We start from the raw sequence: 14,619 nt of genomic DNA on the forward strand, positions 1-14,619 counted from the left end.
GGGCGGGGTCGCGTCCGGACGAGAAAGAGCGTCGACCCGCTACAGCGAGTGCTTCGGGACGATTTCGGGGTCGGGCGTGTAGTTGACCGCGGCCTCGACGCGGAACACGTCGGCGAGGAGCTCCTCGGTGACGACCTCTCGCGGCGGGCCCCAGTCGTACAGTTCGCCGTCCTGCATGGCGACGAGGTAGTCGGCGAAGCGCGCGGCCTGCGCGATGTCGTGGAGGACGACCGCGACCGTCACGCCGCGTTCCTCGTTGAGTTGGCGGACCGTCTCCAGCACGCGGAGCTGGTGGTGCAAGTCGAGGTACGTCGTCGGCTCGTCGAGGAGGAGGACGTCGGTGTCCTGTGCGAGCACCATCGCGATCCACGCGAGCTGGCTCTGTCCGCCCGAGAGGTTACCGATCTGCTTGTCGCGGATGTGCTCGACGCCCGCGAGGTCGATGGCGCGCTCGACCGCCTCGTGGTCGTCGTCGCTGACCTGCTCGAAGAAGCTCCGGTGGGGGTACCGGCCGTGGTAGACGAGGTCCTCGACGGTGAGCGACGTGGGCGAGTCGTGCTGCTGGGAGAGCATCCCCAACTCGCGGGCGAACGCCTTGTCGTCGTACTCGCTGATGGACTTCCCGTCGAGGTAGACGCTCCCGCTGTCGGGGGTGAGCTGTTTGGCGAGCGACTTCAGGAGCGTACTCTTGCCGGAGCCGTTCGGCCCGACGAGCGCCGTGATTTCGCCGCGCGGGATGTCGATGCGGTCGCACTCGACGACCGGGCCCTCGCTCGTCGGGTACGAGAGTTCGAGCGCGTCGCCGGTGACCGCGCTCTCGCGGTCGGTCTCACCTTCGACGCTCGCGTTTCCGCTGTCGTCAGCGGCCGTTTCGCCGTGTTGTGCCATCTGTTGGGGGTTCTCTGATTGCTGGTTCGACATCACACTTCACCGATGTTCTGCTGTTTGCGCATGAGATAGAGGAAGTACGGCCCGCCGACGAGGCCCGTGACGACTCCGACCGGGAGCTGAACCGGATTGAGCGCGAGGCGCGCGCCCACGTCGGCGGCGACCATCAGCGCCGGGCCGGCGAACAGACAGCCGACGACGAGGCGCTTGTAATCGCTTCCGACCACGTTCCGGACGAGGTGCGGGACGACGAGGCCGACGAAGCCGACGATGCCGGCGACGGCGATGCTCGCCGCGGCCGCGAGGACCGCGACGCCCGAGAGGGCGAACCGCACCTTCTCGATGGACATCCCGAGCGAGCGGGCGGTCTGCTCGCCGAGGAGCAGGACGTTGAGCTGCCGAGAGCTCGCGAGCGCGAGGGTGACGGCGATAATCGACCACGGGAGGGCCATGCGGACCTGCTCCCAGTCGGTTCCGGTGAGGGAGCCGGTCGTCCACGCGATGGCCGACTGGACGACGCCGATGTCGTCGACGAAGAAGAACAGCCCCGTCTGGAGGCTCTGGAAGACGGTGCCGACGATGACGCCCGCGAGGACGAGTCTGACCGGCGACGTGCCGTTCTTCCACGCGATGAGGTAGACGAGGACGAACGCGAACATCCCGCCGAGCGCCGCCAGAAGCGGGAGGTACGCCGCGAGCCCCGAGAAGACGACGAGCGTGAGGAGGATGAGCAGTCCCGCCCCCGACGAGACGCCGAGGATGAAGGGACTGGCCAGTTCGTTCCGGGTGACCGCCTGAAAGATAGCGCCGGAAATCGCGAGGTTCGCGCCGACGAGGACGGCGACGAACACCCGCGGCAGTCGGATGTTCCAGACGATGAGCGTCCGGCGACCGAGGTCGGGGAGTTCGCCCCCGAGGAGGAACACCTGCCAGACTTGCGGGTCGAAGATGACCGCGGGGTCGAAGACGGCGCGCCACGCCTCGCCGATGGTCATCGAGAACGCGCCGAAACTGACCTGCACGAGGCCGCCGGCCACGACGACGACGAGGCTGGCGAGACAAAGCGACAGGAGCGAGCCGTCGATCCAGCCGAACAGCCGGGTCAGCGCCGACTCGGACGAGCGCTCTGTCGGCGTCGTCCCGCTCACTGCTCGACACCTCCGAGTTCGCGCCCGTCGAGGTAGTCAGCGAGCGCCTCGTCGGGAAGCGCGTCGAGGACGCGTTCGGTGCCGATTGTCTCGACGAGTCGCCGGATACCGCGGGACTCCGCGGCCTCGACTTCGCGGTCGGTCCGACGGGTGTCGAACGCCCGGTCGATGTAGGACTCGCGGAGTTCCGCGAGGCGCTCGTCGTCGAGGTCGGCGTCGTCCGGCACCTCGCCGTCGAACCACTCGCGCCAGCGGTCGCGGTCGCCCCACTCGCCTTGGAACTCGGTGTCGGCGCGGAGCCAGTCGTAGTGGCGCGCGAGGTCGCCGGGGAAGCCCCGCTCGCGCCGGCGGTCCTCGATGAGACACCGGGCGACGTGACCGCCCTGTCCGGCGGCGATGCCGACCTGCGCGTTCCGAGCGCCCGAGGGCGCGGCGACGTACAGTCCCTCGACGGGGGTCCGCCCGTCGTCGTCGGCGTAGTCGGAATCGAAGTGCTCGTGGACCTCGCCGTGGTGGTCGTGTTCCTCGAACATCGCGTCGTCGTCGTCGAGGCCGCGGAGGTAGTCGCCGTCGTACCACGCGGCGGCGACGACGTGGTCGGCCTCGACCCGGCGACCCTCCTGCGTGCGGACGACGAAGCGGGGGGCGTCGGCGTCGTCCGCGTCCGACTCGGCCTCGCTCGCGTCCGTGACCTCACTCTCGTCGCCCGGTCGCTCGACCGAGACGACCATGTCCGCGACGTAGTCAGCGCCGACCTCGGCGAGGTGTTCGTGCACGAGCGCGGTGAAGGTGTCCACGCCGATTCCGGCGGGGAAGCCGAGGTAGTTTTCGAGGTAGGCACACCGACGCAAGGCCGCGTTGCCCCGGTCGAAAACGACGGTGTCGAGGCCGTACCGCGCGGTGAAGACGGCCGCGGCGCATCCGGAGGGACCCCCGCCGACGACGACCACGTCCGCCGAGTCGAGGTCGGAGTCGGAGTCGGTGCCTCGGGCGGTCACGGCTCAGACCGCCCCCGTGAGAACAGCCCGTCGAAACGCGTGGTCGAAGTCGACTCCGTCTTCGTTCATACGTTTTAGGCGTCCCTAATACAATAAACCACTTTCGGATTTTAGGGACTCCTAAACGTGCCGGCACGCTTCGAAATACCCCGGAGGAAGGCTCACGAACGCGAATATTCGACGATACCGGCCGAGAGAAACGGCGGCGAACGCGGCCGGGGCGTCCCCCTCAACCGAGGAGGTACTTGAGCGCGGGCCGACGGCGGACGAACTCCATCTCTTCGAGGTACGCGTCGAGGCCGAGGATGCGGCCCGCCGCGAGCGCGCCGACGACGAGGAACATCACGAGCCCCAGCAGGTCGCCGTTGACCAGCCCGTGACCCCACTCGGCGTTGCCGAGGTAGAAGAACGTCATGAGGAACGTCCCCCCGGCGGCGGCGAGGCGGACCGCGGCCCCGGTGACGAGCGCGAACCCGATGAGCGTCTCGCCCAGCGGGACCATGAAGTTCGTGAATTCGAGCATCACCGGCGTCTGGCCGACCCACGCGAGGAACGCGTGGACCGGACCGGGTGCGCCGGTGGTGCCGTTGACGAGCCAGCCGCCCGCGTTAAACGGCTCGGCGGCGAGGTACTTCGTCACCCCCGCGTGGAGGAACCAGTACCCCGTGACGAGCCGGGCGAACACGAGCACGTAGCCGGTGACGCCCTCGGCGTAGTCGAACTCCATCCGGTTCCCCAGCATCTCGATTTCGCCGGTTGCGGCCATCGTCTGTCACCTCACATGTGAAGCGTGGGCCGCCGGGAAGGTATAAACCCGGACCGATTTTCGAGTCCTCGGAATCTGGGAATCGGCGACCGCCCTCAAGGGTCGTGGCCACGCGTTCTCGGTATGGCAGAAGCGGACAGTTCAGCCGGTGCCGACGGCACGAGCGGTGCCGACGGCGTCTGGGACGCGAGTCGCTGCGCCGGGACGCCGCACTGTCCCCCGCGGTGCCCGCGGTTCGTCAGCGAGGACGGCCGGGCGCTCGTCGTCCGCCTGTACGACGAAGCCGACCGGGACGCCCTCGGAGAGATGTACCGCGACTACGACCCCGACGCTCGGTCGATGGGACTGCCGCCGGCGGACGAGGCGCACATCGCCGCGTGGCTCTCGACGCTCGTCGAGCGCGGCCGCAACTTCGTCGCCGTCGCCGACGCGGGAATCGTCGGCCACGCCGCGTACGTCGCGAGCGACGACCCGGAGCCGGAGCTTGCGGTGTTCGTCCATCAGGACAGCCACGACCGCGGCATCGGAACCGAACTCTGTCGCCACGCGCTCGCCGACGCCGCGGAGGCCGAACGCGAGGCGCTCGTGTTGCACGTCGCCCCCGAGAATCAGCGGGCCGTCCACGTCTACCGCGTACTCGGATTCGAGGAGGTCCCCACATCGAGTGCGGACACGAAGATGCGTCTCGACCTGGGGTCGCCGGTCCCGCCGGCCGCGCGGCCGACGACCGACGCGGGCGGCGATTACGAACCGACGCGACGGGGCCGGTGACGAACCAGCCGCCGCCGAATCTCACTCGGGCGTGATGACGACCCCGTCGTCGTCCGCGTGGTCCATCGACACCTCGTGTCGCGTGTGGCGGGCGTGCGTGCGGGCCCACCGGCGCGCGCTGGCCTCGGAGAGGAACTGCTCGCCGTCGGGACACCGCCGACAGCTGACGACCCACGGCGAGACGTCGTCCGGGAAGTGGCCGGTGTGGCGGCGGTGGTCGAGCGCGAACTGTTCGACCGACTGGTTTCCCAACTGTAGCTCGTCCAGTTCGTACGAGAGGTCCCACTCCTCGCCGCAGCGCGAACACGAGACGGTCGGCGTGTCGTCTATCGGAGCGGTGGGGGAGTGCGTGCGAAAGTCGTCGTCGCTCGGTGGAGACACAGACTGGATTCGGGCCGCGGCCTCTTGTAACCGCCTACAGCCGAAGTGAAAGACAGATGTGTGACAAGTTTCTGCGGAGCCGGCACAACTCCGACTCGCCGCCCGCCGTCTCACTCCGCGGTCGGCTCCCAGTCTCTGACCAGCGCGACGGCGAAAACGGTTAGTAGGGCGGCGATTCCGGCGTTTCGAGCGAAGTCCCCGGTGTCGCCGGCGGCGAGTCGAACGACGCCGAGCGCGAGGAGGAGCCCGATGGCGAGCGCGAACAGGACGGTCGCCCACGACCGCGCGTGCATGGTCGAGCGTAGCGGGTCGCCGGCTAAAACCGTTCAGGTCGGCGCGTCGAACCGACTTATCGGTCGCGCCGTCCGATTCTTCGAGTCTTCATCGTTCGAGCCCGCTCGCGGGGTCCGGCCCGTCGTCGCCTCGGGTTCAGGCGCTCGCGTCGTAGCCCGCGTCTTCGACGGCCGCGACGAGGGCGTCGGCGTCGGCGTCGCCTTCGACGGTCGCGCGCTCCGCCTCGCGGTCGGCGGTCGCGTCCTCGACGCCGTCGACGCCGGCGAGGGCGTCGGCGACGCGCTGTTCGCAGTGTTCGCAGGTCATCCCGGTGACGGTGAGGGTTGTCGGCATACGGTTCGAGATAGGGGCTTCTCGATTTAGTGGATTTCCCTTTCGTCGGTTCGCCGAACCACCGGTGTCGGCTTTCGAATCCAAAGCCGAACGCGGGGAACACCTATGACATCGCAGTGCTAAACGTGACCATGCGCGCGCTCGACGAAACCGACCTCCACATCCTCGAACTCCTCGCCGAAGACGCCCGCCGACCGTTCAGCGACATCTCCGCCGAAGTCGGACTCTCCGCGCCGGCGGTCTCCGACCGCATCGACCGCCTCAGCGAGGAGGGCATCATCCGCCGCTTCACCGTCGACCTCGACCAGTCGACGCTCTCGGGCGGGACGCCCGTCCTCGTCAGGCTCACCGTCCGCCCGGAGTTCGTCGACGAGGTCCGCGACGCCCTCCGCGCGGCCGACCCGGTCCAACACCTGTTCGTCGCGGCCGACGGGGAAGTGACCGCCCACGCCCGACTCGACGGAGGGTCCGTCCGCGCCCAGTTGGACGAGCTCGTCGACCTCTCGCGGGTCCGCGACTACGAGGTGAGCCTCGTGGAGTCCGCCGAGTGGACGCCGACGGTCAACGGGACCGGCTTCGCCCTCGAATGCGCCGAGTGCGGCAACACGGTGACGAGCGAGGGCGAGAGCGCCCGCATCGGCGGGTCGCTCTACCACTTCTGCTGTTCGTCCTGTCTCGGCCGGTTCGAAGACCGATACGACCGCCTCGAAGCCGGCGCGAACGACGACTGAGCGGGCGGGCGACGGTCGGGCGGTGCTGGCGGCGACCGAGCGTCGAACCCGCCGGTTTCGAATCTAAAGTTCCGCCCCTCTCGGACGTTCGGTTCTGAAGGGGCAACCGAGGTAAGCAAGGGGCACGTACGTCTAGGTGAGATGAGTAGCCGAACGGCCCATTTAGACATCCGCGGAATGAGTTGCGCGAACTGCTCGCGCACCGTCGGCGAGGCGTTGGAGGCGCTCGACGGCGTGACGAGCGCCAGCGTCAACTTCGCCACCGACGAGGGGTCGGTGGAGTACGACCCCGAGGAGGTATCGCTCGGCGAAATATACGACGCCATCGAGGACGCCGGCTACGAGGCGCTCTCGGAGACCCGAACCATCGGCATCACCGGGATGAGCTGTGCGAACTGCGCCGACGCGAACCGGAAGTCCTTGGAGTCGGTTCCGGGCGTCGTCGCCGCCGAAGTCAACTTCGCCACCGACGAGGCGCACGTCACCTACAACCCCGCCGACGCGAGCCTCGACGACATGTATCGGGCGGTCGAAGACGCCGGCTACACGCCGATTCGCGAAGACGACGGCGACGACGAGGGAGACGCAGAGGACGCCCGCGACGCCGCCCGCAACGAGGAGATTCGTCGACAGAAGCGCCTGACGCTGTTCGGCGCGGCGCTGTCGCTCCCGCTTTTGGCGATGCTGGCGGTCGAACTGTTCGGCGGCGGCCTCCCCGAGACGATACCCGGCACCGGCGTCCCGGTCGGCTGGGTCGGCTTCGCGTTCGCCACGCCGGTGCAGGTCTTCCTCGGCCGCGAGTTCTACGAGAACTCCTACACGGCGCTCGTCCGGAACCGCACCGCCAACATGGACGTGCTCATCGCCATGGGGTCGTCCACGGCGTACGTCTACTCGATTGCCGTCCTCAGCGGCCTCCTCGCCGGTAGTCTCTACTTCGACACCGCCGCGCTCATCTTGGTGTTCATCACGCTCGGGAACTACCTCGAAGCGCGCTCGAAGGGACAGGCGTCGGAGGCGCTCCGGACCCTCCTCGAACTCGAAGCCGACACCGCGACGCTCGTCGACGACGACGGGACCGAACGCGAGATTCCCCTCGACGAGGTCGAGGTCGGCGACCGCATGAAGGTCCGCCCCGGCGAGAAGATTCCGACCGACGGCGTCGTCGTCGACGGCGACTCCGCGGTCGACGAGTCCATGGTCACCGGCGAGTCCGTCCCCGTCTCGAAGGCCGAAGGCGACGAGGTCGTCGGCTCGACGGTGAACCAAAACGGCGTCCTCGTGGTCGAAGCGACCAAGGTCGGCTCCGAGACGGCCATCCAGCAGATCGTCTCGCTCGTCAAGGAGGCGCAGGGCCGCCAACCCGAGATTCAGAACCTCGCCGACCGCATCTCGGCGTACTTCGTGCCCGCGGTCATCGCCAACGCCCTCCTGTGGGGCGTCGTCTGGTTCCTCTTCCCCGAGGCGCTTTCCGGCTTCATCCGGTCGCTCCCGCTTTGGGGACTCGTCGCGGGCGGTCCGGTCGCCGCGGGCGGCGCGGTCTCGACGTTCGAGTTCGCCGTCGTCGTCTTCGCCTCAGCCGTGCTCATCGCCTGCCCCTGCGCGCTCGGCCTCGCGACCCCGGCCGCGACGATGGTCGGGACGACAATCGGCGCGCAAAACGGCGTCCTGTTCAAGGGCGGCGACGTGCTCGAACGCGTCAAGGACGTCGAGACGGTCGTCTTCGACAAGACCGGCACGCTCACTAAAGGCGAGATGACGCTGACCGACGTGGTCGCCGTCGGCCCCGCCGCCGACGGCTCCGGCGTCGTCACCGCCGACGACGGGACGCTCGACGAGGACGCCGTGCTCCGGTACGCCGCCTCGGCCGAGCGCAACAGCGAGCACCCGCTGGCCCGCGCCATCGTCTCCGGTGCGGAAGACCGCGGCCTCGACCTCGCGGAGCCGGCGGACTTCGAGAACGTTCCCGGCCACGGGATTCGCGCGACCGTCGAGGGAAAGACCGTCCTCGTCGGCAACCGCAAACTCCTCTCTGAGGCGGGCGTCGACCCCGCGCCGGCCGAAGACGCGCTCCGCGACCTCGAAGGCGAGGGCAAGACCGCGATGCTCGTCGCGGTCGACGGCGACCTCGCGGGCGTCGTCGCCGACGCGGACGAAATCAAGGAGTCGGCCGCCGAGGCCGTCGCCGCGCTCCGCGACCGCGACGTGACCGTCCACATGATTACCGGCGACAACGAGCGCACCGCCCGCGCCGTCGCCGAGCAGGTCGGCATCGACCCCGAGAACGTCAGCGCGGGCGTCCTCCCCGAGGACAAGGCCGACGCGGTCGAGTCTCTGCAGGTCGACGGGACGAGCGTCATGATGGTCGGCGACGGCGTCAACGACGCGCCCGCGCTCGCCGCCGCGTACGTCGGCACGGCGCTCGGCTCCGGCACCGACGTGGCCATCGAGGCCGCCGACGTGACGCTCATGCGCGACGACCCGCTCGACGTGGTGAAGGCCATCCGCATCTCCGCGGGGACGCTCGCCAAAATCAAACAGAACCTGTTCTGGGCGCTCGGCTACAACACCGCGATGATTCCGCTCGCGTCGCTCGGCCTCCTCCAGCCGGTGTTCGCCGCGGGCGCGATGGCGCTGTCGTCGGTGTCCGTCCTCACGAACAGCCTCCTGTTTCGGACCTACACGCCGGACCACGACTACCACTTCCTCGACTTCCTGCGGCGGTAGTCGGTCCGCCGCCTTCGCTTTTCTCCTCGCGATTGCGGCGTTCCAGATACGCGGGTCGCTGTTCAGCTATCGCCAACGGAATGGGAGTCGCGTGGCTCGACGCGGGCAGCGCGCGCGAAAAACGGTGACCGACGTGGCGTTCAGTACCGCGACGGGAGGAACGCCATGCCGATGAGGAGGATGACCGTGGTGAACGAGACGATGGTGACACCCCAGAGGCCGTTTTCCGTCTCGTGGAAGTGCTCGATTTCGGACAGCTGGGTCTGATAGCTGTCGTAGTTCTGCGTCAGGACGAGCGTCTCGCCGTCCGGGAAGTACGCGAGGTACTGCTGTCCGGAGAGAGTCAGGTTCGCCTCGTTGTCGACGGTGACGGTGTTCTCCTCGGGGGCGAACCACTCGACGGTCACGCCGGAAGTCTCGACGGCGGCGACGGTGACTGACTGGTTGTTGTAGTCGAAGGAGTCGCCCTCGGCGACGGTGCGCGTCTCGTTTTCCGGGAAGTACTCGTCGACCGAGACGAGCGTCGAGTCGTTGACGACGACGTACCGCTCGCCGTCACGGGTGACGGTCTCGTTGTCGGCGTTCGAGTCGGCCTGGAGAATCGCCGTCTCGTTGTACAGTTCGACCAGCGTCGCCTCGCTGGGCTCGGAGACGTTGGCGATCTCGACACGGTAGTCCGTGCCGTCGAGCGTGACGGTGCTCTCGTTGTCCCACGTCTCCGTGTAACGGGCCGAATCGTTCACGTACGTGAGCTCGCCGGAACGGACCAGCGTGGTGCCGCCACCGTGGCCGCCCGATTCCTCTTCTTCGGTTATCGACGATACCGTGTACGCCTGGTCGCTACCGGGGACGGAGAACTCGTCTCCCTGTGCCAGCGAGTACTCGGGGTTCTCGAAACTGACCGACGGCGTCGATGCAGTCGCGATGAGCGAGTATGCACCGGCACCGATGACCAGGAAGAACACGACGGAGATGACCGCGGCGCGTCGTTGCATGGTTTCGGCATGGGCCACGCGGCGTATAACGATTACTTTTCCTCGGAGCGTGTCACCGCGTCGCGCGACCGCCGGCGACGACTCTCACCCTCAATACGGCGGGACGGGCGGGCGGTCCCGGTCCCGGAGCGTCGAGACGGGTTGAATCTGTCGGCCCAACGGACGTTCCGCGAGTTACTGACCAGTCGCGCGACAGTACCGCATCGTGATGGATGAGTGATGCGCGCGGGCGACCGCGTCACGTGAAGAACGGACCCACGAACGAGCGGCGGCGCTCGGTGACGACCACGGCCGCCGCAGAGATGACTCTCGGGAAGGTGAACGTGCGATCCGTGGAGACTGCGGTTTCGCCCCCCGACGGGTTCGAGCGCGGAAGACCGCGCCGGACGCACTCGAAGCACAGTCGTGCGATAGCGTCGTCACTCGCTGATTCGATTCCGGGACGCGCGCTCACGGGAGCAACATCCGAAACGAAAAGCCAAGGGCCGGATTTGAACCGGCGGGGGTTCCGCTCTGCAGGCGGATGCGTTGGGCCGAACTCTGCCACCTTGGCGCAGTTACTGGTATCCCGGTCTTGTGCTTAAGCCTGACGGTGTGCGACCTGAGTCGGGCGTTTTCGGTGTCTCGACTCGACGCGGTCGCTCTGAGTGTGTGCGTGCGAGCGGACGTCCGCTCGCTGTAAATGAAAAAAGCCCACTGGACCGAAGTCCAGCGGGCTCTGTATGAGTGGGGGCGGCGAACTGGATTTCCCAGAGGCAGGACGCGTTGAATCGCCCTGCAATCGCGGTGTGTCGTTCGCATTCATCCGAAATGCCTTGGACCACTTAAGGCCGTCGTATCGTGGCGACCCCCGGGAAGGTGTGTCATCCCGGTGAGCGCCTGACGACCTTGGGGTCGGGCGTTCGGTGGAAGCCGTCGGGGGGAGTGCCCCCGTGCGCTTCTTCGCATTAGTCCGAATGGCACGGTTACATAAAAGGCCGTCGAACCGGCGGCGCTTCGTCATGCGGTTTCATGCCGCGATTGCTCATAAGATGATGACAGACTGTCGGCGGGAACGATGACTCTCGAAGGAACAGATATCGCGCGACTGGAGGCCGGTCGGTCATCCCCCGCGTCGTACGTTCGGTCTGACCGGGTGTCGGTCGCGCAAGCAGACGCTGGCGGCGCTGTCTGAAAGGCGTATCGACTGCTCTCTCGGGTTGTGCTGCTACGCGTGCGTACGCACGGTAAGAATGTGAACGTCGGTCGGATTACTCGTCGAGGTGTTCGATCCCCTTCTTTGAGACGTTACCCTTGGTAATCTTCCCCTCCATCCAGCCGGGCTTGTCCTCGGGGGCGCTGCTGTTCCACGCCCACGCGTCGAAGATGTGGACCTTGTCGGTCCCCTTCTCACGAAGTCGAATCTCGACCGCGTCCGACTTCGCCTCGTCCTCGGACCCGGCGGGGTCGAGTCGTCGGGCCGCCTTGAGCGCCGCTTGTCTCGGCATGCTGCCGGAAAACACACTCGTCTCTGTACCGTCCTCCTCTCGGAGCACGAAGTTCCGCTTACCGTCCTCGCGTACCATGATTTTCCACCTCTATGCCAATGAACCACATGGCACATGATAAATATATCGCCGGATTTCGACCGACGACGCCGTGTTGCTTATAAACCCGGCCGATTTGCCGCGCCGGCGACCCCACCGAGGCGGCGGCGAGTTTCGCTGTGAGACGGTCGGGTTGCGGCGAAAATCACCACTCCACGGGCAGACGGAGACAACACTTATGTATCCCCTGCGGCGAACCAACGGATAGACCCCCAGATGGTCCGGAAAAAGAAGCTCAGTCCGAGTGGCGCCAAAGACGAGAACGGCGAGTACCACAACGTCCACGTCAACCTCCACGAAGACGAACTCGCGGTCGCCGGAATGGAGATCGGAGACGAGGTTTTCGTCCGCGTTCGGGACGGCAAAATCATCATCCAGAAAGCGGACCCAGACCAGGTCGAACACGACTTCTGAGCGCGTGACCCGTATCGTCTCGAACCAAGCCGCCGCCAGCGGAAGGCCCGACAGACAGCAATGAACCCCTACCGACTCGCCAAACCGCTCCTGTTTTCGCTCCCACCCGAGACCGCCCACCGGACCATCCACGGACTGCTCGCGACCGCTCGCGGCACCCCCGTCGAACCGCTGTTGGAGCGGCGCTACCGCGTCGACGACTCCCGGCTCGCCACGCGTGCGTTCGGCCTCGACTTCCCGAACCCGGTTGGCGTCGCGGCGGGCTTCGACAAGAACGCCGAGATACCCACCGTCCTCTCGGCGCTCGGCTTCGGCCACGTCGAGGTCGGCGGCGTCACCGCGGAGCCCCAGCCCGGAAACCCGCGCCCGCGCATGTTCCGCCTCCCCGAAGACGAGGCGCTCATCAACCGCATGGGCCTCAACAACGAGGGCGCGGACGCGGTCGGCGAGCGCCTCGCTGCCGGACCGCATCCCGACATCCCGGTCGGCGTCAACCTCGCGCTCTCGGAGGTGACGCCAACCGAGGAGGCCCCCGGCGACTACCGCTACACCTACGAGCGCGTCGCCGACGGCGCGGACTACTTCGTCGTCAACGTCTCGTGTCCCAACAGCGAGGGGTTCCGCGACCTGCAGAACCGCGACTCCCTCGAAGCGATTCTCGGGGCGCTCGTCGACGCCGGTGCCGACCCGCTCCTCGTGAAACTCTCGCCGGACCTCCCGGACCCCGCCGTGGAGGACGCGCTCGAAGTCGTCGACGACCTCGGTCTCGACGGCGTCATCGCCAGCAACACGACCACCTCGCGGCCCGACACCCTTCGGAACCCCAACCGGGCCGAGCGCGGCGGCCTCTCCGGGAAGCCCATCGAGGCCGAGGCAACGAACATGATTCGCTTCATCGCCGAGCGGACCGACGTGCCCGTCGTGGGCGTCGGCGGCGTCTCGGACGCCGAAAGCGCCTACCGGAAGATTCGCGCCGGGGCCGAGATGGTCCAACTCTACACGGGCATGGTGTACGAGGGCCCGTCTATCGCCCGCGACATCAACCGCGGCCTCCTCGACCTGCTCGACCGCGACGGCTTCGACGACGTGGCCGACGCCGTCGGGTCGGGGCTGTAGCGTCGTCCGCGAGACCGCTCACCGCGAGGTGAGAACCGACCGCCCGCGCATCGGTGTCGAACCGAAGACTAATTTTCGAGCCAGTCGCTTGACAAGACGTGCGCCCGCCCTCCACTCGTGACTCCGGCGTGCTCGCGGTCCTCGTCTCGAACGCCGTCGCGCCGCTCGGCGTCCTGTTCCTCGGTTGGGCACCTGCCGCGCTCTTCGGCGTGTTCGTCGCCGAAATCGCCGCCGTGCTGTGGTGGACGCTGGTGAAGATACCCTTCGCCGCCAAACGCCCCAACAACGGCATCGGCGACGGGGACCGACTGTTCGGCCCGTTGCAGGCCAAGCGAGGGTCGGTTTCGCTCCCCGGCCCCCTCCCGGAGTGCTACCCGCGGAACGTCCCCACGTTCCTCATCGCGGCGTTCCTGCTCGTCCCGCTCGAACTCGCCATCGCCTTCGTCGCCTTCGGCCTGATCGACCCGGTCGTCACCGACGAGGTCGCCGGACAGATTCTCCTCGGCGGCACGAGCGTGTTCGTCGGGCGGGGCGTCGAAACGGTCACCGGCTACTTCGCGGCGGGGGGCTACCGCGACCACTCCGCACGGTCGGTGTTGCTTCCCCCGTTCAAACTCCTGTTCGCCGCCGGACTGCTGATGTTCGTCTTCGGGCCGTTCGCGGTCGAACTCGAAAACGACGTGTTCCTCGTGATCCTCGTCGGCCTGAAACTCCTCTACGACCTCCGCGCGCTCCAACTCGAACGCGACGACGAAAAGCGGGGCGTCTTCTACCGCCTCTACGGGAGCGAGGAGACCGAGATAGAACCGGTTCCGGTCGAGGTGCCGGCGGAAGCGCCGACCTATCGAACCACGCCCGCTCGCGCGGTTGCTCTCACCGATGCGGCCTACCAAAGCCTCCGGTACACGGTCACCAGCGGCGTGCTGTGGTGCTACGGCGTCGCCGCCGCCCTCGTCTTCTTCGGCGCGTGGACGTTCGCGCTCGCCCCGCTCGCCCTCGCCGCCGCGTTCGGGACCCTCCGGGGAGCCTCGCGCTATCTGGCCTCCGGTCCCGTCGAGTTCCGGTGCTACGGCGACGTGCTCGTCGCCCACGACGCGCTGTTGGACGAACCCCAAGCTCGGCTCGAACGCGACGCGGTCACGGATGTCGATATCTCTGCGGACGCCGTCGACCGCCTGTTCGGCACGGAGACGGTGCGGTTCGAGACCGGCGTGGACACGAGTCCGGACGTGGGACTCACCGTTCCCGACCCCGAGGAGGCTCGCACCGACGACGCGAACGCGAACCATCCGATGACGGTTCCCCACGTCGAAGACGCGGCCGCGGTGCTGGACGCCTTCGATGGCGGTGAAACCGAGGCTGAAGCTGAGTCGGAGACGGAGACGGAATCTGAGACCGAGACCGAGGCTGAGACCGAGACACCGGTTCCGAGCCGCGACGACTGATGAGCCGCGGGCTGGGCGACCGAGTA

15 protein-coding genes and 1 tRNA gene are annotated in these 14,619 nt (G+C 67.6%); 6 read left to right on the forward strand and 10 right to left on the reverse strand.

What is annotated here, in order from left to right; genetic code table 11:
- Positions 1-39: 39 nt before the first annotated feature.
- The 4 genes from BN996_RS02605 to BN996_RS02620 all read right to left on the reverse strand — a co-directional run bounded on the left by BN996_RS02605 (position 40) and on the right by BN996_RS02620 (position 3,800).
- Entirely contained in the window at positions 40-921 is an 882-nt protein-coding gene (locus BN996_RS02605; RefSeq protein ID WP_193310920.1) for an ABC transporter ATP-binding protein, read from the reverse strand.
- Positions 921-2,036, reverse strand: coding sequence for a FecCD family ABC transporter permease (locus BN996_RS02610; RefSeq protein ID WP_089777037.1), 1,116 nt, complete (start codon positions 2,034-2,036; stop codon positions 921-923). Before BN996_RS02610 ends, BN996_RS02605 begins: the two co-directional genes overlap by 1 nt.
- Positions 2,033-3,034 carry an FAD-dependent oxidoreductase gene (locus BN996_RS02615; RefSeq protein WP_089777038.1) on the reverse strand — a complete coding sequence of 334 codons (1,002 nt, stop codon included), beginning with the start codon at positions 3,032-3,034 and terminating at the stop codon, positions 2,033-2,035. The genes BN996_RS02610 and BN996_RS02615 overlap by 4 nt, the downstream gene beginning before the upstream one ends.
- 229 nt (positions 3,035-3,263) lie before the next feature.
- A complete protein-coding gene (locus BN996_RS02620) occupies positions 3,264-3,800 on the reverse strand; it encodes a DoxX family membrane protein (RefSeq protein ID WP_089777039.1) in 537 nt (178 codons plus the stop codon).
- Between the two features lie 123 nt (positions 3,801-3,923).
- Here BN996_RS02620 and BN996_RS02625 point away from each other — a divergent pair, with 123 nt between their 5' ends.
- Positions 3,924-4,571 (forward strand): GNAT family N-acetyltransferase, encoded by a 648-nt coding sequence (locus BN996_RS02625; protein WP_089777040.1) that lies wholly within the window; start codon positions 3,924-3,926, stop codon positions 4,569-4,571.
- A gap of 21 nt (positions 4,572-4,592) precedes the next feature.
- On the opposite strand, the gene BN996_RS02630 is transcribed toward BN996_RS02625, so the two are convergent.
- The 3 genes from BN996_RS02630 to BN996_RS02640 form a co-directional block, all read right to left on the reverse strand.
- Positions 4,593-4,952: a DUF8062 family protein gene (locus BN996_RS02630; RefSeq protein ID WP_089777041.1), complete on the reverse strand. Its 360-nt coding sequence runs from the start codon at positions 4,950-4,952 to the stop codon at positions 4,593-4,595.
- A gap of 110 nt (positions 4,953-5,062) precedes the next feature.
- Positions 5,063-5,245: a DUF8073 family membrane protein gene (locus tag BN996_RS02635; protein WP_089777042.1), complete on the reverse strand. Its 183-nt coding sequence runs from the start codon at positions 5,243-5,245 to the stop codon at positions 5,063-5,065.
- Positions 5,246-5,381: 136 nt separating this feature from the next.
- Positions 5,382-5,579, reverse strand: coding sequence for a CopZ family metallochaperone (locus tag BN996_RS02640; protein WP_089777043.1), 198 nt, complete (start codon positions 5,577-5,579; stop codon positions 5,382-5,384).
- 131 nt (positions 5,580-5,710) lie between these two features.
- Here BN996_RS02640 and BN996_RS02645 point away from each other — a divergent pair, with 131 nt between their 5' ends.
- Together BN996_RS02645 and BN996_RS02650 are read left to right on the forward strand one after the other, a co-directional pair.
- On the forward strand, positions 5,711-6,310 hold the full coding sequence (locus tag BN996_RS02645; protein ID WP_089777044.1) for an AsnC family transcriptional regulator: 600 nt from the start codon (positions 5,711-5,713) through the stop codon (positions 6,308-6,310).
- 141 nt (positions 6,311-6,451) lie between these two features.
- Positions 6,452-9,037: a heavy metal translocating P-type ATPase gene (locus BN996_RS02650; protein ID WP_089777045.1), complete on the forward strand. Its 2,586-nt coding sequence runs from the start codon at positions 6,452-6,454 to the stop codon at positions 9,035-9,037.
- 140 nt (positions 9,038-9,177) lie between these two features.
- Here BN996_RS02650 and BN996_RS02655 read toward each other — a convergent pair whose 3' ends face one another.
- From BN996_RS02655 to BN996_RS02670, 3 genes are all read right to left on the reverse strand, one after another.
- On the reverse strand, positions 9,178-10,032 hold the full coding sequence (locus tag BN996_RS02655) for a hypothetical protein (RefSeq protein ID WP_089777046.1): 855 nt from the start codon (positions 10,030-10,032) through the stop codon (positions 9,178-9,180).
- A gap of 476 nt (positions 10,033-10,508) precedes the next feature.
- A tRNA-Cys gene (locus tag BN996_RS02665) sits at positions 10,509-10,585 on the reverse strand.
- A 697-nt stretch (positions 10,586-11,282) separates the two neighbouring features.
- A complete protein-coding gene (locus tag BN996_RS02670) occupies positions 11,283-11,597 on the reverse strand; it encodes a non-histone chromosomal MC1 family protein (RefSeq protein ID WP_089777048.1) in 315 nt (104 codons plus the stop codon).
- A gap of 237 nt (positions 11,598-11,834) precedes the next feature.
- On the opposite strand from BN996_RS02670, the gene BN996_RS02675 reads away from it, so the two are divergent.
- From BN996_RS02675 to BN996_RS02685, 3 genes are all read left to right on the forward strand, one after another.
- Positions 11,835-12,032, forward strand: a complete 198-nt coding sequence (locus BN996_RS02675) for a hypothetical protein (protein ID WP_004044784.1) — start codon at positions 11,835-11,837, stop codon at positions 12,030-12,032.
- A gap of 60 nt (positions 12,033-12,092) precedes the next feature.
- Positions 12,093-13,148, forward strand: coding sequence for a quinone-dependent dihydroorotate dehydrogenase (locus tag BN996_RS02680; RefSeq protein WP_089777049.1), 1,056 nt, complete (start codon positions 12,093-12,095; stop codon positions 13,146-13,148).
- A gap of 98 nt (positions 13,149-13,246) precedes the next feature.
- Positions 13,247-14,593, forward strand: a complete 1,347-nt coding sequence (locus tag BN996_RS02685) for a DUF6498-containing protein (protein WP_226908683.1) — start codon at positions 13,247-13,249, stop codon at positions 14,591-14,593.
- The last annotated feature ends 26 nt before the right edge of the window (positions 14,594-14,619 follow it).

The organism is Haloferax massiliensis (assembly GCF_001368915.1).
GTDB lineage: Archaea > Halobacteriota > Halobacteria > Halobacteriales > Haloferacaceae > Haloferax > Haloferax massiliensis.